This is a genomic window from Achromobacter sp. JUb104, from assembly GCF_024806975.1.
Classification (GTDB): domain Bacteria; phylum Pseudomonadota; class Gammaproteobacteria; order Burkholderiales; family Burkholderiaceae_B; genus Achromobacter; species Achromobacter spanius.
Map to the genome: position 1 here is coordinate 1,169,517 of NZ_JANUEY010000002.1, position 18,964 is coordinate 1,188,480.

Here is an 18,964-nt window from a genome sequence, read left to right on the forward strand (position 1 = left end):
GCGAAACCCATCACGCGGCGGTTGCGTTGTGGCTGGATCTGCCGACTATTCACCGCTGCTTGATGGGTTTCGCGCGATATGCGTTGCGTTATTTGCGGGCGGCGGCGCGCGCTGCACCCATCCTACGTGCCTATCGCGGTGATTCGCGGCGCGCCTTGCGGAGCTGGTGCCTTAGACATTCCCCGATGTCGTCACCGGCACTGTCAGCGTGTTCTTTACCGGGTTCATCACCACCAGGGTGGAGAAGCGCTTGACGTTGGGGTTGCCCCAGAAATGGCGTTGAGCAAAGGTGTCGTAGTCGGCCATGTCGACCATGGTCAGCGTCAGCACAAAGTCGACTTCGCCCGTGACGGACAGGCACTGCATGACCTCGGGCGCGCCCTGCATGGCGCGCTTGAACACGTCCAGCTTGTCGGCGCGCTCGCTCTCCAGCGACACCAGCACCACCATCATGATGCCGCGCCCCACCGCCGCCGGGTCCACCACGGACACGTCGGCCGTCACCACGCCGGCTTCACGCAGCCGCTTCATGCGGCGCAGGCACGACACGGGCGACAGGTTCACCCGCTGGGCAAGGTCCTGGCTGGTGCGCTGGTTGTCTTCCTGCAGGCTTTGCAGGATTTGAAGGTCGAAATCGTCTAGTTCCATGGGGGCTTGGAAACGCTGGGGAGTCGGGCCGAGCCGGGTGAAGAATCAGGAGAAAATCGGCCTTCGGCAGATTCTAATCCCGGCCGCGACAGACTCCGGCCCCAATTCGACGGGAAACTTCATTTTGCCGGTGCCGGACGCAGAAAATAATCAGGCCGCTTGCTTACACTGGGAACCCATTCGCCCGCGCTCCCGCTTCTTCGCCTGCGCCCCCGCTTCTTCGGCCGTCTTCCGCAATGCCCTCGCTACAGCTTTTCCTGCTTTTTCTTGCCGCCGACGCGGCGCTCAAGCTTACCCCCGGGCCGGACATGGCGTTGACCCTGTCACGCGGCATGACCCAGGGGTTTCGCCCCGCCTTCCATAGCGTGCTGGGCAACGTGGCCGCCGGCTTCATCCAGGTGCCGGCCGTGGTGCTGGGCCTGGCGTCCGTGCTGCAAGCGTTCCCGACGCTGTTCGTGGGCATCAAGGCCGCGGGCGGTCTGTATCTGGGCTACCTGGGTGTCAAGGCAATGATCCGTTGCGCGCGGTCGGCCGATGTTTCCCTGTCGGCCCGCCCCGGCGATGCGCGCGATGCCTTCTGGCAAGGCTTCATGACCAACTTGCTGAATCCCAAGGTGCTGCTGTTCATGATCGCCTTCCTGCCGCAGTTCACGTCGCCGGAGAACGGGCCCGTATGGATTCAGATGTTGGTGTTGGGCATCACCATGAAGCTGCTCAGCCTGCCCTACGGCAGTGGCTTCGCCTACGGCGCTTCGCGCATACGTGGATGGGTCGGACGCAACCCCTGGTTCTTGCGCATGCAGCAAGGCCTGCTGGGCGCCGTCATGCTGGGCCTGGCGCTGTATGTGCTTTACTCCACGGCCGCCACGCTGGCGCCCTGATCTTTCCATTTTCGTTGCACCGTTGCCTGTTTTTGCATTGCCCTTGCCCTGAGTTTCCATGACCGCCGCCACCTTGAACGCCGGGCACAACGCCCCCGCCTCCACCTTGCTTCCCACGCTGTCGCTGATCGGCGCCATGGCCTCGCTGTGCATCGGCACCTCGTTCGCCAAATCGCTGTTTCCCGAAGTGGGCGCGCAGGGCACGACTGCCTACCGCATTGTCATCGGCGCCATCATCCTGATGGCGTTCTGGCGTCCGTGGCGCTTTCCACTAACCCGCCAGAACGCCGCCAAGATCGCGCTGTATGGTGTGACGCTGGCGTGCATGAACCTGCTGTTCTACATGGCGCTGCGCACGCTGCCGCTGGGCGTGGCCATTGCCATTGAATTTACCGGGCCGCTGACGCTGGCCGTGGTGCTGTCGCGGCGCGCCATCGATTTTGTGTGGATCGCCTGTGCGCTGGCCGGCCTGGTGCTGCTGATCCCCACCGGGCAATCCATCCACGACCTGGATCCGACCGGCATTGCCTACGCGCTGGCAGCCGCCGTGTGCTGGGCGCTGTACATCATCTTCGGCAAGATGGCTGGCAACGTGCATGGAGGCCAGGCAACGTCTTTAGGCTTGCTGGCGGCGACGATGGTGGCGTTGCCCGTGGGCGCGGCGCATGCGGGCATGGCCTTGCTGGACCCGTCGTTGATCCTGGCCGGGATCGGGGTGGGCATTCTGTCCAGCGCGCTGCCCTATTCGCTGGAGATGGTGGCGTTGCGGCGCTTGCCGCAGAAGACGTTTGGCGTGCTGCTCAGCATGGAACCCGCCATGGGCGCGCTGGCCGGCGTGATCGTGCTGAATGAACATCTGACCCAGACGCAATGGCTGGCCATCGGCGGCATCATCATTGCGTCGGCGGGTTGCGCGGCCACGGCGCAGCGCGGCAAGAAGCGTCAGGCGCCGGTGCACGACTAGGCGCGCGCCCGTACACGGTGAAGCGCGCACCTGCACGCGCGCCGGTAGGATCAGGGGTGCGCGCAACCGGCGCTTATTCCACAGAAATTCCCTTGTGGCGGATCACCGCGCCCCAGCGCTCGCGCTCTTCGCTTGAATACTCGGCGAACCGCGCCGGCGTGCTGCCCGTGGGTTCCATGCCCTGCAAGCGCAGTTGCTTGACCACATCGGGCGATTGCAATGCCGCCACGATGGCGCGGCTGAGATTGTCGACGATGGGCGCGGGCGTGCCGGCCGGCGCCACCACGCCTTGCCAGGCGGCGGCCTCGAATGGATCCGCGCCCGCTTCGGCAAACGTCGGCACGTCCGGCAACTGGGCCGAACGCTGCGCGGCCGGCACGGCAATGGCGCGCAGCTTGCCCGCCTGAATCAGCGGCCGGGCGGCGGCCAGGTCAGCCATCATCATGGGCACCACGCCGGACGCCACGTCTTGCAACGCGGGCGGCGTGCCCTTGTAGGGAATGGCGGTGGCGCGGCCACCGATCGACTCCAGGAACAGTTCCATCGCCAGGTGGTGCGGGCTGCCCACGCCCAAGGACGCATAACTGCCCGGCTGCTCGCTACGCAAGTACTGCAAGACGGCCGGCATGTCGGTCAGCTTGGAACCGGGCGAGGTCACCAACACGATGGGCAAGGCCACCAGCGTGGACACCGGCGTCAGGTTGCGGGCCGGGTCATAAGGCAGGTTCTTGTATAGCCAGGGGTTCAGCGCCAGCGTGCTCATGCCTGCCGTCATCAGGGTGTAGCCGTCGGGCGCGGCACGGGCAGTCTCTTGCGCCGCGACGATGGTGGCGGCGCCCGGGCGGTTTTCCACGACGACCGCTTGCCCCAGCGCATCGCCCACGTGCTTGGCCACGATGCGGGTGGCGATATCGCTGCCGCCTCCGGCACTGAACGGCACGAGCCAACGGATGGGATGATCGGGAAATTCCGCCGCCGAGGCGGTGGCGGGCAACACGGTGAACGCCACGGCGCAAAGCGCGGCGGCGCCCCTCAATGCCACCTTGAACAACGTCGCCTTCAACACCATGCGCGGCAGGAAGCTGCTAGTCATGTCCTGGTCTCCTCGAACCACGATCGAATAAATTTTTAATTAACATATTAATGATTTTCGAAGCGCACGCAAGCCCGGGAATTTACCGTAAGCGGCAACCGGGACACGGGCAGCGCAAGGTATGGAGACGGCAACAACAGAAGCGCAAGGCAGGCAGCGCGCTTACCGATCACGCGCGCGCGGCATTAAGCCATCGCAGCCCCGCCGACGTATCGCTTGCGGGGCGGTATTCACAACCGATCCAACCGGTGTAGTGCAGTTCGCGCAGTACGCTGAACACCCATCCGTAATCAAGCTCACCCCGATCGGGTTCCTGGCGCAGCGGCACCCCCGCGATCTGCAAATGCCCCACCCGGCCCGTCGGCAGATATTCACGCAACTTGGTGGTGACGTCGCCTTCCACGATCTGGCAGTGGTAAAGGTCCATCTGCACTTTCAGGTTCGGTGCGTTGACGGTCTGCACGATCGCGTGGGCCTCGTCCTGGCGGTTCAGGATGTAGCCCGGAATGTCGCGGGTATTGATGGGTTCGATCAACAAGGTCACGCCTGCCGACCTTGCCTGGCGCGCGGCCCAGTCCAGGTTTTCTCGGTAGCAATCCAGCAGCGCCTCGCGCGGCACGCCGTCCGGCGCCAGGCCCGCCATGACGTGCACGTTCGAACAAGACAGCGTGGTTGCGTAGGCCAGCGCCTGTTCGACGCCTGCCTGAAATTCCGCCTGCCGCCCCGGCAGCGCCGCCAGCCCGCGCTCGCCACGGCTGGTCACGCCCGGTGGCGCATTGAACAGCACTTGCGACACCCCCACCGCATCCATGCGCTCGCGCACGAAGGCGGCGGGCTCGGCGTAGGGAAACATGCATTCCACCCCCATGAAGCCGTCCGACGCAGCGGCGGCATAGCGGTCCAGGAAGGCATGTTCCTGATACATCATCGACAGATTGGCGGCGAATTTCAGCATGGCGGGGCTCCGGTCCGGACGGGATTTTTCCGGCAACTTAGCACACCGCCGCACCGTTTCGCGCACGTTGTACGCAGCGCGGGGATCACGCCAACCCAAGGGCGTAATCCCCGCGTCGATTGACGCAGCGCATCAATACGTCAAACGGACACCCAGCAACACACTGCGGCCCGGCAGCGGGGCTACCGACGAGATGAACGAAGCGTGGTTGTAGGCCAGCTTGTTCAGCAGGTTGGTGCCGCGCAGATAGACTTCGTAGCCCGTCGTGTTGTAGCTACCGCGATAGGCGACCACCGCGTTGACCAGGTTGTAGCCCGGCGTGCTGTCTTCATAGGCCGCGATGTCTTTTTGCGAGAACACGCGCGCGTATTCCACGCCGCCCGACCACTGCTGCCACTTCACGTTGCCGCGCACGCCCGCGCGCGCCGCCGGGATGCGCGGCAGATTGCCGTCGCCGCCCGTCAGCTTGCCGCGCACGTAGTCGCCGAACACGGCGGCCGAGAATATCGGCGTGAACTGGTGGCGCAATTCGCCTTCCACACCCGTGAATTCCGCGTCGCGCTGCGTGTATTCGATCAGGCGAAAGTCTTCGTAGCGGTCCAGCGTGTTGGCGTAGATGTAGTTCTTCACGCGGTTGTGGAACACGCTGGCAGAGAACGTCGTGTCGCCCGCGTGCTTGCGCAAGGTCAGGTCGATGTTGTGCGAGGTTTCGCGGCCCAGGTCGGCATTGCCCAATTCGTAGGTATTGGTGGCCAGGTGCACGCCATCCGCGTAGAGCTCCTGCGCGTTCGGCAGGCGTTGCGAGCGCGACAAGGACAGCGCCACGGAGTACTGCGGCGCGAAGTCCCAGATGGCCGCGGCCGACAAGGACGTGCCCGACAGGCTGCTGCGCGACGCGCCGCCTTCCGGCGAGATGTTTTGCCAGTCCTGACGCGCGCCCACTTCGAAACGCCAGTCGTTCAACTGGTATTCCTCAAGCACGAACAAGCCGTTCGAGCGCGTACGGCTGCGCGGCAGGAAGGCTTCTTCGCCGTCAGCGCGGAAATCGCTGTAGGCGTTCTGGAAGCCCACCACGCCGCGCCAGCCGGCGATGGGCTTGTGCTGCAATTCCACGCGCAGGTCGTAGCCCTTATTCTTGAAACGCGTGCCGACTTCGCCGCCTTCAATTTCGTCGTGCTGATAATCGGTCAGCCCGCCGCGCACGCGGATCTTTTCAAAGCCGGCGAACGGGTCCTGGTATTCGGCGCGCAGGTCCAGACGGTTGCTGCGCAGCTTCACATACGGCACGCCGCCGTGTTCATGGTCGTGGTCGTGGCCCTCTTCGCCGTGGCCCTCTTCTTCATGGTCGTGATCGTCGTGACCGCCGCAATGCAGGTGCGTGCCGTGCGGGTGGCAGCCTTCGTATTCGTGGTTGTGCCCCGGCAAGCCGTACTTGCTTTCCAGGTGCGTGAACGCCAGGCCGACGTAGCCGCGCGGCGTAATCCACGACATGCCGACAGAGCCCTGGCTGGATTCGCTGTACGAGCCTTCCAGCTTGCCGCCCGGCCAATCGGGCACGTCGTAGTCGCTGGTGCGGCGCTTCATGCCTTCGACGCGCACGGCAAACTGGCCTTCGCCCGCGGTGATGCCGACGACACCCGCGCGTTCCTTCGTACCCGTCGCGCCACGCAATTCCATTTCGGCTTCAACACCGTTTTCCGGCACGGCGGTGGGCACCTTCTTGTCCACCACGTTGACCACACCGCCGATGGCGCCGCCGCCGTACAGCAGCGTTGCCGGGCCGCGCAGCACTTCGATGCGTTCGGCCAGCAGCGGCTCGACGGTCACGGCGTGGTCGGGCGAAATGCTGGAGGCATCCATCACTTCGGAGCCATCGGACAGCACCTTCACGCGCGGCGCGGTCTGGCCGCGTATCACCGGACGGCTGGCGCCGCCCCCAAACGTGTCGCTGTTGACACCTGGCAGGCTCGTCAGGGACTCACCCAGCGTGCCGCTACGCCGTTCGATCAGCTCGTTGCCTTCCAACACAGAGGCCGGCAGCGTGGTGCTGTTGAGGTCCAAGCCCAGCGGGTTGGCGGAAACCGTAATGGGCGCCAGCGTCTTGGCGCGCTTGCTGTCCGCCTCGGTCTCGGCTTGCGCGATAGGTGCGATCAGCATCAGCGAACACACCAACGGTTTCAGGCTGCCACGGCGTGTTGGCCGGGCAATGGCGATCTTGCGACTTCCCTTCTTGAACCCCAGTTTCTTGCCTTTCATCGTATTCTCTCGGATGTTATATCATTACAAATTGCGGACGAATGATATAACATTTCAGAATCAAAGCGATGAAAGTTTGGCGATGAACTGACGCGAACATGCCACGGTTTAGGGATCAGGCGCTATCGAGCGGCCATTGCTGCGCGGCGTGCAGGACGCGCAAAATTGTCACGGCGCGAGGCGATTCCGCATACACAACCAAATAGTTCGGCCGAATCACCATTTCCCTGGTGCCCGCTACCCGTCCCGCGCGATACAGCCGTGGGCGCTCACGCAGCTTGACCACTTTCTTCTGAATTTCATCTACCAAACGCAGCGCCGCGGCCAGGCTATCGTCCGAGATGTAATCGACAATCGCCAGCAAATCCTCGCGAGCCGTTTCGCGCCATTCAAGAACCGGCACGGCGCTTCTTCTTGCTGATCAGGGCACGAGCCTCGTCCATGACCGCTTCATGGGCGACCGGTGGCCGCGTATCGGCCAAGGCCTCTTGCACCTTCGCGCGAAACCAAGAGTCGTAGCTCATGGCGTCGACGGCCAGGCCGGCGGGCAAACCGCCTTCTTTTGCCACTCTCGTTAGCAAAATTCGCACCGCATCCGAGATGGTCAGGCCAACGTTGGCGAGCTTTTCCGCCGCTTCGGCCTTGAGCTTGTCGTCGACACGGACGTGCAACATTGAAGTGGGTGCCATGGAAGCCTCCGGTAATGGACCGGCCATTATGTATCTCAATTGAGATACACACAAACGACGTCCTGTTTGCCACAAAAACCTGACAGTTGAAACGGGATTTGGCGAACGAGAATCGGCTCCACTGACCGAGTATCCTCAACACCACGAACCCCTGCACGTGATGTGCGCCGGTTGTTCGGGCGCCAGGCGTCGACGGGTTTTCAACCAACCAGGAGACCCCCGATGATTCCCAAGAACACCATTTGTCTTTGGTATGAAAGCGATGCGCTGGAAGCGGCGCGGTTCTATGCCAAGACGTTTCCCGATAGCGCCGTGGGCGCCGTCCACCATGCACCGTCCGACTACCCTTCCGGCGAGGAAGGCGATGTGTTGACCGTGGAATTCACGGTGATGGGCATCCCCTGCCTGGGCCTGAATGGCGGCCCGGCGTTCCAGCACAATGAGTCTTTCTCGTTTCAGGTGGCCACTGACGACCAGGCGGAAACCGACCGCTTGTGGGATGCCATCGTGGGCAACGGCGGGTCGGAAAGCGAGTGCGGCTGGTGCAAGGACAAGTGGGGCATTTCGTGGCAGATCACGCCGCGCGTGTTGACCGAGGCCTACACGGGTGCCGACCGCGCCGCCGCCAAGCGCGTGTTTGAAGCCATGATGACGATGGGCAAAATCGACGTTGCCACGATCGAAGCGGCGCGGCGCGGGTGAGGCTGCGGCCGAGGGCGAGAGCAAAGGTTGCCGCTGGAGCCGGCCGCGCCGGCCCCAACCCTATCAACCCGCTATGAACCGGCTATGAACCCGCTATCACGCCCGCCCTAAGCCCAGCCGATCAACCCGCCTTGAATTCCTTGTTCCAGAATTCCAGCATGTCGGCCTTGCCTTCGGTCAGGCCCTTCAAGTCATACGCCTTCAAGAGCTTCACCTCGGCCTCGGTGAAACCGACGCGCTTCAGGTTTTCCGGCAGCGACGCATTGGTCACCGTCGGCGCGTAGCCCATTTTTTCGGCGAAGCCGACCTGGCCTTGCGGGTCGAGCATGGCGTTCAGGTATTCCCACGCGGCGTCCTTGTTGCGGCTGTTCTTGGCCACGCCCGCCTCGAACGACACCGGCACCGAGCCTTCCTTCGGAATCACGAAGCCCAGCGGCAGGCCGCTGTCCTTCCATTGCAGCGCGCGCGCCTTCCACATGCACGCAATGGCGATCTCGCCCGACTTGAAGGCGGACGCCACCGCTTCGTTGGACGGGTAGATGCGCGGCGCGTTGGCCTTGAGCTTGGCCAGGAAGCGCTTGCCGCCGTCAAAGCTCTTGGTGTCGCCGCCCGCGCCCAGTCCGACGAAGACCGAGTTGTACAGATAAAGAATGTCCGAGAAGCCGACCTGCCCCTTCCACTTCGGGTCCAGCAGCACTTCCAGCGAGTCCGGCGGCGTGGGGAATTTTTCGGTGTTGTAGACCAGCGTCATGGCGCTGAAGATGTGCGGAATGGAATACGGCGTCTTCAGCGCGGCGATGGCGTGCGCCAGGTTGGGCAGCTTCTTCGCGTCGATGGGTTCCAGCGTGCCCGAGCGTTCGGCGTCGTACATATCGACTTCGCCCAGCAGCGCCACGTCCATGCTGCCGCGCCGTGAGTTCTTTTCGGCGCGCAGCTTGGTGACGCGGCCCACGGCGTTGCCGGTGTCGTACACCACGGCCACGCCCTGCTTGGTCACGATGGGGTTGATGATCTGTTGCAGCAGGTTTTGGTAATCACCGCCCCAGGTTCCCACAACGATCTGTTTTTCGGCGGCGTGCGCCATGCCGGGCACCCAGCCCAACGCGGGGGCCAACGCCAGGCCAGAGGCGGATTTGATGAAGCCACGGCGAGTCAGGTTTTTCTCTTGCATAACAACCTCGTATCGAAGGGGGACTAACGACTTGCTACGGTGCGGCTGCGCGGTGCGGCTGTGCCCGGCCGCGCAGCCAGGGTTCTTGCATACGTTCAGGCCAGCATTTCCACCGGCGCATCGGGCGACAAGGCGCGGATGTCATCCGCATCGATGTCGCGCGCGATCACAATGATGGCGGCGCTGGCGTCGGGCTGGCGCGTCAGCCGTTGCGGCGCGCTGAAGGTGGTGCCCACCGACTGGATCAGGATGGGTTCGGCGCAGTCGGCCACGCGCACCACTGCCTTCACGCGCAGCAGGCGTTCGCCGCACAGGCCGGCCAGGTTATCCAGCCATTCTGAAAAATCCGTCCAACTGATGCCCTCGCGCGCCCGCGCGGCCATGACGCGGATGCGCGGGTGCGCCAAACCTGGTTTGCCCGCAACCAACATCCGGGCCGCCAACCCCGCCAGGTCGGCAACGCCTTGCGACGGGGCAAACGCGGCCTGCACGGCACGACGGCGGTCTGGTTCCGCGATCACGTCCGCCAGCGGATTCAGCAAGGCGGCGCGCGCGGCGCGGGCATCCAGCGCGGATGCCGGCAACAGGTCGGTCTTCGTCAGCACGATGCGGTGCGCGGCGCCGAACTGCGCCATGGCTTCGTCCATCTCGGCCAGCGCGTCGGGGTCGCGCGCGCAGTCGTCGGTGCAGACCACCGTCAGCCGCAGGCCACGGCTGGCCAGTTCGGGATCGGCCAGCGACGCGATGATGGGGCCGGGCCGTGACAACCCGCTGCATTCCAGGATCACGCGCTGCAAGGGCCCAACGCCCTCGGGGCGCGGCGCGTCCAGCAGCGCGCTCAAGGTGTAGACCAGGTCACTGCGCAGCGAGCAACACACGCAGCCATTGGCCATCAGCGTCATCGGCACGTTGTCGCTGTCGTTGGCGACAATGGCGCCGTCCACACCGATTTCTCCCGCCTCGTTGACGATCACGCCCGTATCGCGGGAAGCCGGATCGCGCAGGTAGTCCACCAGCAGCGTGGTCTTGCCGCTACCCAGAAACCCGCACAAGAGGAACAGATCGACCGCCATGTCAGGACGCCTGATCCGCGCTGTCGCAAGGCGAACCCGTGGGCGATCCGCCAAACGGCGGGCGCTCTCCATCGGGGTCTTCAGCCCAACTATCCTTGACCATCTTGCGCACGTCCGCCAGCAGTTCGGCGGTGTCGTACACCACGCCGGACTTGATGGTGGTTTGCAGGCAGCGCTTCCATTCCACCTTGGCCGTGTCGTCGTTCAGGCGCATGGCGCCGGTGCCGAACAGCAGCTTGAAATCGGTCAGCGGGTTTTGATCGTGGATCAGCAGGTCGGCGCGCTTTTGCACGTCGATGGAACCCGTGTCCTCATCGATGCCCAGCAGCGCGGCGCTTTGCGACGTAGCGGCGCGCAGCACTTCAATGGGATGAAAACCCGCTTCCTGCAACAGTTCCAATTCACGCACGAAACCAAAGCCGTAGATCTGGAAGATAAACCCGGAATCGCTGCCGGCGCACACACGGCCGCCCAGGTTCTTGTATTCATTGATGAACTGCATCCACAGGCGATAGTTCTGCTTCCACTCGATCTCGTTGGTGGTGCTCCAGCGATACCAGTAGGCGCCGTGCCCGCCGCGTTGCGGCTGGAAGTACTTCCACACCGCCTTCCAGGTGTAGTCGTCGTGCCAGTCGGCACGGCGCGCGCGCATCAGGTCGCGGTTGGCGTCGTAGATATTGAAGGTGGGCACGAAGGTGTGACCCAACTCCAGGAACTGGTCCATCACCTGGCGCCACTTGGCCGAACCGGGTTGCGCCGCCTGCATGAAGGTCTGGCCGGCCACGGCGAAGCGGTAGTACTCGTCGCTGTAGTTGTAGTCGGTGGGAAAGGACTGCACCACGCGGTCTTCGAACAGCGCTTCGGGCAGGCCGTAATAGTGTTCGGAACTGGTCAGGCCCCAACGCGCGGACTTCAGCGCATTCACGCGCGTCACCGCCATCTGCGCGTGGTGGCAGCCCGAACGCAGGCCCAGTTGCGCGGCCTCGTCCAAGGCCGCTTCCATGATGGCGGGCGGCGCGCCGAAGAACTTGATGCCGTCGGCGCCACGCGCGGCCAGCTTGCGCACCCATTCGCGGCCCTGCTCGGGCGTGTGGATGGTCTTCACGCGGTCGTTCACGGCGGGGAACACCGAATGCACCACCATGCGCGGCGCGGCGATCTTGTTGGCGGCCGAGAGCTCGCGCTGCTCCATCGTCCAGCCCAGGCCGCCCATGGCGCCCATCTCGCGCACCGTCGTTACGCCATGCGCCAACCACAGCTTGTAGATGTAGTCGGCGGGCGGCACGATGCCGCTCATCGCGTGATACGGCGTGCCGATGTGCGCATGCGCGTCCACAAAGCCGGGCGTGACGAACTTGCCGTGGCAATCAATCTCGTGGTCGCCCGGGCCGGGCCGGCGCTTGGGGTCGATGGCCTTGTGCGGCGTGCCCACGTTGACCAGGGCGGTGATGCGGTCGTTCTCGATCACGATATCCACCGGCCCCCAGGGCGGCGCGCCGGTGCCGTCGATGATGGTGGCGCCGCGCAGGATCAGCCGGGGAAACGGCCCCAGCCCCCGATCACGCGACGCGGGCGCGGACGGCGGATGCCAGCCCTTGGCGGCATTGACGTCACGGGATTCCTCACCAACTTCCGATTGCGAAAACGTGGGATCGCTCATGGCGCTTACACCCCCAGACCGTTATGTTCGATGACGCCTTCCTTCATGATCAGCGCGATGTGCTCGCCCTGACCCAGCAGGCAGGACAGGTCGCGATACGGATTGCCGTCCACCAGCAGCACGTCCGCCAGCGCGCCCACCTGGATGCGGCCCAACTGGCCGACCTGGTTCAGCACTTCGGCGGCGGTCGTGGTGGCGCACTGGATCACTTCCTGCGCGGACAGCACTTCGTTGCGAATCCGGAATTCATCGCTTTGCAGGCGCTGCGACGGGCCCAGCAGATCCGAGCCGTAGCCGATCTTCACGCCCGCCTTCTTGTAGATCTCCAGCGAATGCAGCCCGGCGGTGCGCACGGTGGCAATCTTTGCCACCGAATCCGGCGGCAGACCGTAGTCGGCGCCTTCGTTGGCCAGCGCTTCATAGGTCACCAGCGTGGGCACCACGAACGCGCCCTTCTCGGCCATGAAGCGCGCCACGCGCTCGTCAACCAGGTTGCCGTGTTCGATGGTGCGCACGCCGTTGCGGATGGCGCGTTCGATGGCGTCGGCCGTGTAGGAATGCGCCATCACATAGGTCTGGCGGCTGGCGGCTTCGTCAACGATGACGCGAATTTCTTCTTCCGAATAGCCGAAGGAGGCAATCGGGTCTGTCGGCGATGCGACGCCGCCCGAGGCCATCATCTTGATCTGGTCCGCGCCCATCTGCAGTTCCTGGCGCACGGCCTTGCGCACGTCGTCGATGCCATCGGCCACGCGGCCGATGTCGCCCGCGCGGAAGCAGCAGCCGCAAAAGCTCATGGGACGCAGGTGGTCGGAACGCGGACGCGGGTCGCCGTGGCCGCCCGTCTGGCTGATGGCGCGGCCCGAGATGAACAGGCGCGGCCCCTTCACCGTGCCTTCGTTGACGGCGCACTTCAAGCCCCAGCCGGCGCCGCCCGCATCGCGCACGGTGGTGAAGCCCCGGCGCAGCATGGCCGCCATGATGGGCACGGCGCGCATCATCACCAGCGCATCGGGCAACACGCCTTGCGTGCTCAGGTTCAGTTGCGTGGCCAGCACATGCACGTGCAGGTCGATCAGGCCCGGCATCAGCGTGCGGCCGGCGGCGTCGATCACCTGCGCCGACGCGCTGGTGATGGGCTTGTCCGACACTTCCTTGATGACGCCATCCTCGACCAGCACGTGGTGGCCTTCTTGCAGGTCAGCCAGCAAGGGGTCGAGCAGGTTCGCGTTCTTGAACAATACGGATGCCATGGAATTTCCTTGTTGTGGCTCGGGCTCAAGACGCCATGGTCTTGATGTAGCGCCGATGGATCAGCCAGTTCGAAATCAGTGCAATGATCAGCGTGCCGCACACCAGAATGACGGCCAGCGCGGCGCCGAACGGCCAGTTCGACGCGCGCGTGATCTGGTCATACAGCGCGGGCGCCATCATCGTCAGGCCGGAACCGCCCAGCAGCACCGGCGTGGCGTAGGCGTTCATGCACAAGATGAACACCAGCATCGTGCCCGCCGCCACGCCGGGCGCGGCAATGGGCAGCACGATGCGGCGAAACGTGGTGAAGAAGCTGGCGCCGACGTTGCGCGCGGCTTCTTCCACCGACAGGTCCATGCCTTCCAGCACGCTTTGCAGCGTCAATATCAGGTAGGGCATGACCACGGCCGTGGTGCCGATGACCACCGCCGTGGGCGTGTACATCAGCGTGATGGGCTTGTCGATCAGGCCCAGGCCCTGCAACACGGCGTTCACCACGCCCGCATTGCCCAGCGCCACCATCCAGCCCGCCGCGCGCACCACGTTGCCCACCATCAGCGGAAACACCAGCAGGATCACGAACAGGCTTTTGTATTTACTCTGCGTGCGCGCCAGGAAGTACGCCACCGGAAAGCCCAGCACCAGCGCCAGCACCGTGCATAGCCCCGCCACCCACAAGGTGGTGAAGAAGATGTCGCGGTAATACGCATCGCCAAAGAACTTGGCGTAGTTGTCGAAGGTGAAGGCGGTTTGCATCAGCTCCGCCGGGTCGAACTGGTTGAAGCTGTAGCGCGCCAATTGCAGGATGGGCACCATGATGATCACCAGCACCACCAGCGATGCCGGAAAGGCCAGCCCGGGCCCCAGCCAGCGGCTGGGCCGCCCGTCTACGGTTGCAGTCGTCATGGTGGCTCCTATTGCGTGAAGGCCACGCAGTCTTCGGGCTCGAAGCACGCGTACACGCGCGCACCGGGCGCCGGCTGCGCGCGGCCCGCGCCGCCATTGGCCACCTGGCTGATCATGCGGTTGCCGCCTTCCAACTGCACGCGCACTTCCAGCACCGACCCCAGGTACAGCGACGACTCCACCACACCCGCCAAAGCATTGCCGCCCGAAGGCTGTTCTGCCAGCCGCACGCGCTCGGGCCGCACGCCCACATGCGTGGCCCCTGCCCCGCCCGGCGTGGTGATACGCTGGCCCGCGTCGGTGTGGAACTGGTTATCGGCCTGGCCACTGCCGGTAAACACGTTCATCTTGCCCAGGAAGTCGGCCACGAACAGATTGGCGGGGTGCTCATACAAGGTGTCGGGCGCGCCCACTTGCTGCACGATGCCGTCATGCATGATGGCCATGCGGTCGGCAATCGCCAGGGCTTCTTCCTGGTCGTGCGTGACAAACACGGTGGTCAGCCCCAGGCGCTGCTGCAAGGAACGGATTTCCTCGCGCACTTCCAGCCGCAGCTTGGCGTCCAGGTTGGACAAGGGTTCGTCCAGCAGGAACACCTTGGGCTCAATGGCCAGCGCGCGTGCGATCGCCACGCGCTGCTGCTGGCCGCCCGACAACTGGCGCGGATAGCGATCGCGCAGTTCGGTCATGCGCACCATGTCCAGCACGCGGCGTATCTTGGCGTCGCGTTCGGCCTTGGGCACCTTGTGCATCTCCAGCCCGAAGGCCACGTTCTCGGCCACCGTCATGTGCGGAAACAGCGCGTAGCGCTGGAACACCATGCCGGTGTCGCGCTTGTGAACCGGCAGCCGGGTCACGTCGGTGTCGCCGATAAGGATGCGGCCGGCCGTGGGGGTAATGAAGCCGGCGATCATGCGCAAGGTCGTCGTCTTGCCGCAGCCGCTGGGGCCCAGGAACGTGACCAGCTCGCCTTCCGCGATCTCCAGTGAAAAGTCGGATACCGCCACCGCCGCACCGAACTGCTTGCGGATATTCTCGATTGAGACCTTCGCCATTTTCTTACACCACCTGACTGAGTTTCACATAGCGGTCGGTCACAAGCATGATGATGCCCAACAGCAAGATTTGCACCGAAGCCACCGAAGCGATGGTCGGGTCCAGATTGAATTCCAGGTACTGCATGATGGCGATCGGCAGCGTGGTGCGGCCCGGCCCCACCAGCGAGAGCGACAGTTCCAGGTTTTCGAAAGACACCACGAAGCTGAACAGCGCGGCCGCCACGATGGACGGGCGCAGCATGGGCAGCGTCACGCGCATGAAGGCTTTGGGCGCGCTGGCGCCCAGATTGCGCGCGGCTTCCTCGATGGAGCCGTCCAGCCCGGCCATGCCGGCCGTGACCAGGCGCACCGTCCAGGGAATCGTCAGGCAGACGTGCGCGATGATCAGGCCGCCGAAGGTGCCGACGATGTCCTGGTCCAGCACTTCTTCAGCGCGCAGATAAAACAGGTAGATGCCCACGCCTGCGACGATGCCGGGTATCAGCAAGGGCGACAGCAGCAGGGTGTTGACGCCCTTGCTGCCCTGGAAGCGGTAGCGCGCGATGCCGACGGCGGCCAGCACGCCCATCACCACGCCGATGGCGGCGGCCACCAGCGACACTTGCAGGCTGAACAGGAAGCCGTTGGCGAACGCGGGGTTGTCCCACGCTTTCACGTACCAGGACAGCGTGTAGCCGGACGGGGGGAAATAGAGGATGGCGTCCTTGAAGAAGCTCAACCAGACCACCAGCACGATGGGGCAGAGCATGAACGCATACATCAATACGACGAAGACCCGATGCAGCCACGTTGCCCACGGAATCATGCGAATAGGCTTGACCCGGGTGGCCGCGACGGCCGAGTTCAAAGGAGGCGCGCTATGCAAATCCTGTTTCCTTGTCAGCGAGGTGCCGGCTCGGTTTGAAACTCCTCCGGTTGGAACTCTTTGATTCCTTCGGTTAACCGAAGCATATCGACGGGTTGCTGCGCGGCTCAACTAGGGATTACCCAACATGGGGCATTTCACGCGGGTAATTCCGTAGCACGGTGCAAACACGCGGGTGCAACCCGCCGCCGCATCATGGCGGCGGCGGGTTGCACCCAAGGTTTACATTGAAGGATTGCGGCGCTTGTCGAGCGCCTGGCGTCAGGACGCCGCTTCAAGCCCGCACAGCGCTTGCAGCACGGCCACGCGGCTTTGCCCCAGCACCATGCCGTGCCAATCGTAGGCGTGGCAATAGAAGGCGTCTTGCGTGGCTTGCAGGATGTCGCGGCGCAGCGCGGCGGGGGCATCGGGGTTTGCCCGCAGCCAGTTGCGGCCGCGCAGCGCCAGCACCACGTCGTCGAAAGGCACCGTGCCGTATTCCAGCGCCATCAACGTGGGCGACGACTGTGGGCACGCCTGGTAGATCAGGCTGGCCAGGTGGCCGGTAATGTCCACCGAGGCCGACGTGCCCTGGAACGGCACCGCGATGTCCAGGCCCCACCATTGGCGCGCGCGCGCCACTTCGGCGTCATTGCGGCGACCGGCGTAGATTTTTTCGCCGTGGCCGCGCGGACCCAGCCCGGTATGCACGTCGATCCAGCCGATATGCGCGTAGGGGCTGGCATGGGTTTCCAGGATGCGGCGCAGGTTTTCGCGCGAGGCGGCAGGTGCGGCGCCGCCGTAGAACAGGCCGTCGGCGTGGGTGTATTGGCCGCGCGACACGGCTTGCGCAAACGCGGCTTGCCCATGTTCGGCCACATAGCGGGCCACGTCGCGCTGGTTGTCTTCCGACGGTGGCCATTGCGCCGGCAGCAGCAGCGGATGCAGCGCGCCATAGCCCGGGTTCGCCGGCAGCGGCGTGCCATCAAAGGGCTGGACGTTGCGGTTCAAATCGACGTTGCCTTCGTCGGTGCGCGCCATCCACGAATAGCCGTAAGGGTTCACCGCGTGCACCAGCAGCAGGGCCACGCCCGCCTGGCGCGCGCGCTTCAACATCGGCGCGTCGTCCATCAAGGAAAACTGACAGCCCGCGCCGCAGAAGCCTTCAACGCCGTGCGTGGCGGAAGTCATCACCAACAGGCGTTGCGCGTTGGGCGCGCCGATCAGCGCCACGTCGGTGGCCAAGGCTTCGCCCTCGCTGCCGCGCGCCTCGATCGGGTAGGACGCGACCGACGCGCCCAGGCGCTCGGCGTCGGCCAGGAATCGTTCACGCGACTCCGCGTAGCTGCGGGGGAAGTAGCTGGTACTGCTGGGCATCATGCCTCCTGAGTGTCGATTGCATGGCCGGTGCGGTCCTGTATCCAGAACAGCACCACGGTGGAAAGCGTCACGGTCACCATCAAGTACCAGGCGGGCGCCATGGGGTTGCCGGTGACGTGCAGCAGCCAGGTCACGAAGAACTGCGCAAAGCCGCCAAAAACCGAGATGCCCAGACCATACACGACAGACATCCCGGTGGTGCGCACCGCCTTCGGAAACAGTTCGGGCAGCATCGTGATCACCGGCGCCGTCTGCAAAGCCAGCAAGACGGCCAGCAGCGCAATCACCGTCATCAACCGCGCCGTGCTGGGCGCGGATACCAGCCACTGAAAGCAGGGCAACAAGGCGCACACCGTGACCGCGCGCGACCAGAAGATGACCTTCTTGCGGCCCACCCGGTCGGCCAGCATGCCGACAAAGGGCGCAAGCACAAAGCCGATCGCGCCCAGCACCACGCTGGCGAACAGCGTGGACGTGGCGGGCAGGCCCAGCTCTTTGTTGGCGTAGGCGGGCATGTAGAAGCCGATGATCTGCGCGCATACCATGCCGCCGATGACCAGCAGGATGCCCTTGACGACCAGCGCCTTGTGTTCGGAGAAGACGCGGCGCAGCGGCTGGTGGGTCGGCGCGGCATGTACGGCCTCGCGCGCATGCGTGGCGGTTGGCGTGGAAGCCGGGGTGGCTTGTAGCTGGGGTTCCAGAGTTTCCTCCAGGTTGCGGCGGATATAGGCGCCCACCGGCACGGTCAGGATGCCGATCACGAACGGCACGCGCCAGCCCCAGGCTTGCATCTGGTCCTTGCTGAGCGTGGCCGTCAGCAGCGCCACCGTCAGCGCGCCCAGCATCACCCCCAGCGACTGGCTGCCGAACTGCCAGCTTGAGTAAAAGCCGCGCTGGTTGGCGGGCGCGTGCTCCACCAGCAGCGTGGTCGACGCCCCCACCTCGCCACCCGCGGCGAAACCCTGGATCAAGCGCGCCAGCACCATCAGCACGGGGCCGGCCACGCCCATCTGCGCATACGTGGGCGCGGCGGCGATCAGCGCGCAACCCAAGCCCATCAGCCACAGCGTCAGCGTCATGGCGGCGCGGCGGCCGTGGCGGTCGGCGTAGGAACCAATCAGCATGCCGCCCACCGGCCGCATCAAGAAGCCCACGCCAAAGGTGGCCGTGGTCAGCAGGAGTTGGCCGTAGCTGGAGGCGGCCGGAAAGAACAGCGGCCCGATGACCAGCATCAGGAACGTGAAGACGGTGAAGTCGAAGAACTCCAGCGCGTTGCCGATGGTGGTGCCGGCTATCACGCGCCGGCGCATCGTCGACGAATGCAAAGGCTGCTGCCCGCCGGACGCGGCGGCGATGGCGATAGACATGTTTTCCCCTTGATGTCCGTGGCGGGGCGGTGCGCGGACCACCCGGCCCTCTAAGCCCGCCCC

At 64.7% G+C, this 18,964-nt stretch carries 18 protein-coding genes; 3 read left to right on the plus strand and 15 right to left on the minus strand.

Going from position 1 to position 18,964, the window contains the following annotated elements; genetic code table 11:
* Positions 1-171: 171 nt before the first annotated feature.
* Positions 172-648, minus strand: coding sequence for an Lrp/AsnC family transcriptional regulator (locus M2361_RS17115; RefSeq protein ID WP_259250819.1), 477 nt, complete (start codon positions 646-648; stop codon positions 172-174).
* A gap of 236 nt (positions 649-884) precedes the next feature.
* Between M2361_RS17115 and M2361_RS17120 the strand changes: the two genes are divergently transcribed.
* Positions 885-1,529, plus strand: coding sequence for a LysE family translocator (locus tag M2361_RS17120; RefSeq protein ID WP_259250821.1), 645 nt, complete (start codon positions 885-887; stop codon positions 1,527-1,529).
* A gap of 58 nt (positions 1,530-1,587) precedes the next feature.
* Positions 1,588-2,493 carry a DMT family transporter gene (locus tag M2361_RS17125; protein WP_259250822.1) on the plus strand — a complete coding sequence of 302 codons (906 nt, stop codon included), beginning with the start codon at positions 1,588-1,590 and terminating at the stop codon, positions 2,491-2,493.
* A 73-nt stretch (positions 2,494-2,566) separates the two neighbouring features.
* Here M2361_RS17125 and M2361_RS17130 read toward each other — a convergent pair whose 3' ends face one another.
* The 5 genes from M2361_RS17130 to M2361_RS17150 all read right to left on the minus strand — a co-directional run bounded on the left by M2361_RS17130 (position 2,567) and on the right by M2361_RS17150 (position 7,486).
* Positions 2,567-3,586, minus strand: coding sequence for a tripartite tricarboxylate transporter substrate binding protein (locus M2361_RS17130; RefSeq protein WP_259250824.1), 1,020 nt, complete (start codon positions 3,584-3,586; stop codon positions 2,567-2,569).
* 169 nt (positions 3,587-3,755) lie between these two features.
* The gene (otnI, locus tag M2361_RS17135; protein ID WP_259250825.1) at positions 3,756-4,541 is read right to left on the minus strand and encodes a 2-oxo-tetronate isomerase; all 786 of its coding nucleotides are present in this window, start codon (positions 4,539-4,541) and stop codon (positions 3,756-3,758) included.
* A gap of 132 nt (positions 4,542-4,673) precedes the next feature.
* A complete protein-coding gene (locus M2361_RS17140) occupies positions 4,674-6,698 on the minus strand; it encodes a TonB-dependent receptor domain-containing protein (RefSeq protein WP_259251514.1) in 2,025 nt (674 codons plus the stop codon).
* 214 nt (positions 6,699-6,912) lie between these two features.
* On the minus strand, positions 6,913-7,200 hold the full coding sequence (locus M2361_RS17145) for a type II toxin-antitoxin system RelE/ParE family toxin (RefSeq protein WP_259250826.1): 288 nt from the start codon (positions 7,198-7,200) through the stop codon (positions 6,913-6,915).
* Positions 7,187-7,486, minus strand: a complete 300-nt coding sequence (locus tag M2361_RS17150; protein ID WP_050445865.1) for a type II toxin-antitoxin system RelB/DinJ family antitoxin — start codon at positions 7,484-7,486, stop codon at positions 7,187-7,189. The genes M2361_RS17145 and M2361_RS17150 overlap by 14 nt, the downstream gene beginning before the upstream one ends.
* Positions 7,487-7,708: 222 nt before the next feature.
* On the opposite strand from M2361_RS17150, the gene M2361_RS17155 reads away from it, so the two are divergent.
* Positions 7,709-8,188: a VOC family protein gene (locus M2361_RS17155; protein WP_259250829.1), complete on the plus strand. Its 480-nt coding sequence runs from the start codon at positions 7,709-7,711 to the stop codon at positions 8,186-8,188.
* A gap of 121 nt (positions 8,189-8,309) precedes the next feature.
* On the opposite strand, the gene M2361_RS17160 is transcribed toward M2361_RS17155, so the two are convergent.
* The 9 genes from M2361_RS17160 to M2361_RS17200 form a co-directional block, all read right to left on the minus strand.
* Positions 8,310-9,359: an ABC transporter substrate-binding protein gene (locus M2361_RS17160; protein ID WP_259250830.1), complete on the minus strand. Its 1,050-nt coding sequence runs from the start codon at positions 9,357-9,359 to the stop codon at positions 8,310-8,312.
* Between the two features lie 95 nt (positions 9,360-9,454).
* On the minus strand, positions 9,455-10,432 hold the full coding sequence (locus M2361_RS17165; protein WP_259250831.1) for a GTP-binding protein: 978 nt from the start codon (positions 10,430-10,432) through the stop codon (positions 9,455-9,457).
* A gap of 1 nt (position 10,433) precedes the next feature.
* Positions 10,434-12,092 carry an amidohydrolase family protein gene (locus M2361_RS17170; RefSeq protein WP_259250832.1) on the minus strand — a complete coding sequence of 553 codons (1,659 nt, stop codon included), beginning with the start codon at positions 12,090-12,092 and terminating at the stop codon, positions 10,434-10,436.
* A 5-nt stretch (positions 12,093-12,097) separates the two neighbouring features.
* The gene (locus M2361_RS17175) at positions 12,098-13,345 is read right to left on the minus strand and encodes an amidohydrolase family protein (protein WP_259250833.1); all 1,248 of its coding nucleotides are present in this window, start codon (positions 13,343-13,345) and stop codon (positions 12,098-12,100) included.
* A 25-nt stretch (positions 13,346-13,370) separates the two neighbouring features.
* Entirely contained in the window at positions 13,371-14,252 is an 882-nt protein-coding gene (locus tag M2361_RS17180; RefSeq protein WP_259250834.1) for an ABC transporter permease, read from the minus strand.
* 8 nt (positions 14,253-14,260) lie between these two features.
* Positions 14,261-15,307 (minus strand): ABC transporter ATP-binding protein, encoded by a 1,047-nt coding sequence (locus tag M2361_RS17185; RefSeq protein ID WP_259250835.1) that lies wholly within the window; start codon positions 15,305-15,307, stop codon positions 14,261-14,263.
* Between the two features lie 4 nt (positions 15,308-15,311).
* Complete coding sequence (locus M2361_RS17190; RefSeq protein ID WP_100857573.1) at positions 15,312-16,115, minus strand: ABC transporter permease; 804 nt, start codon at positions 16,113-16,115, stop codon at positions 15,312-15,314.
* Between the two features lie 321 nt (positions 16,116-16,436).
* A complete protein-coding gene (locus tag M2361_RS17195) occupies positions 16,437-17,534 on the minus strand; it encodes a M14 family metallopeptidase (protein ID WP_259250836.1) in 1,098 nt (365 codons plus the stop codon).
* Positions 17,531-18,901: an MFS transporter gene (locus tag M2361_RS17200; RefSeq protein ID WP_259250837.1), complete on the minus strand. Its 1,371-nt coding sequence runs from the start codon at positions 18,899-18,901 to the stop codon at positions 17,531-17,533. The genes M2361_RS17195 and M2361_RS17200 overlap by 4 nt, the downstream gene beginning before the upstream one ends.
* Between the last annotated feature and the right edge of the window lie 63 nt (positions 18,902-18,964).

Coding starts and splice junctions, on each gene's coding strand:
- M2361_RS17115 (WP_259250819.1), bottom strand. CDS start 648: ATGGAACTAGACGATTTCGACCTTCAAATCCTGCAAAGCCTGCAGGAA.
- M2361_RS17120 (WP_259250821.1), top strand. CDS start 885: ATGCCCTCGCTACAGCTTTTCCTGCTTTTTCTTGCCGCCGACGCGGCG.
- M2361_RS17125 (WP_259250822.1), top strand. CDS start 1,588: ATGACCGCCGCCACCTTGAACGCCGGGCACAACGCCCCCGCCTCCACC.
- M2361_RS17130 (WP_259250824.1), bottom strand. CDS start 3,586: ATGACTAGCAGCTTCCTGCCGCGCATGGTGTTGAAGGCGACGTTGTTC.
- otnI (WP_259250825.1), bottom strand. CDS start 4,541: ATGCTGAAATTCGCCGCCAATCTGTCGATGATGTATCAGGAACATGCC.
- M2361_RS17140 (WP_259251514.1), bottom strand. CDS start 6,698: ATGCTGATCGCACCTATCGCGCAAGCCGAGACCGAGGCGGACAGCAAG.
- M2361_RS17150 (WP_050445865.1), bottom strand. CDS start 7,486: ATGGCACCCACTTCAATGTTGCACGTCCGTGTCGACGACAAGCTCAAG.
- M2361_RS17155 (WP_259250829.1), top strand. CDS start 7,709: ATGATTCCCAAGAACACCATTTGTCTTTGGTATGAAAGCGATGCGCTG.
- M2361_RS17160 (WP_259250830.1), bottom strand. CDS start 9,359: ATGCAAGAGAAAAACCTGACTCGCCGTGGCTTCATCAAATCCGCCTCT.
- M2361_RS17165 (WP_259250831.1), bottom strand. CDS start 10,432: ATGGCGGTCGATCTGTTCCTCTTGTGCGGGTTTCTGGGTAGCGGCAAG.
- M2361_RS17170 (WP_259250832.1), bottom strand. CDS start 12,092: ATGAGCGATCCCACGTTTTCGCAATCGGAAGTTGGTGAGGAATCCCGT.
- M2361_RS17175 (WP_259250833.1), bottom strand. CDS start 13,345: ATGGCATCCGTATTGTTCAAGAACGCGAACCTGCTCGACCCCTTGCTG.
- M2361_RS17180 (WP_259250834.1), bottom strand. CDS start 14,252: ATGACGACTGCAACCGTAGACGGGCGGCCCAGCCGCTGGCTGGGGCCC.
- M2361_RS17185 (WP_259250835.1), bottom strand. CDS start 15,307: ATGGCGAAGGTCTCAATCGAGAATATCCGCAAGCAGTTCGGTGCGGCG.
- M2361_RS17190 (WP_100857573.1), bottom strand. CDS start 16,115: ATGATTCCGTGGGCAACGTGGCTGCATCGGGTCTTCGTCGTATTGATG.
- M2361_RS17195 (WP_259250836.1), bottom strand. CDS start 17,534: ATGATGCCCAGCAGTACCAGCTACTTCCCCCGCAGCTACGCGGAGTCG.
- M2361_RS17200 (WP_259250837.1), bottom strand. CDS start 18,901: ATGTCTATCGCCATCGCCGCCGCGTCCGGCGGGCAGCAGCCTTTGCAT.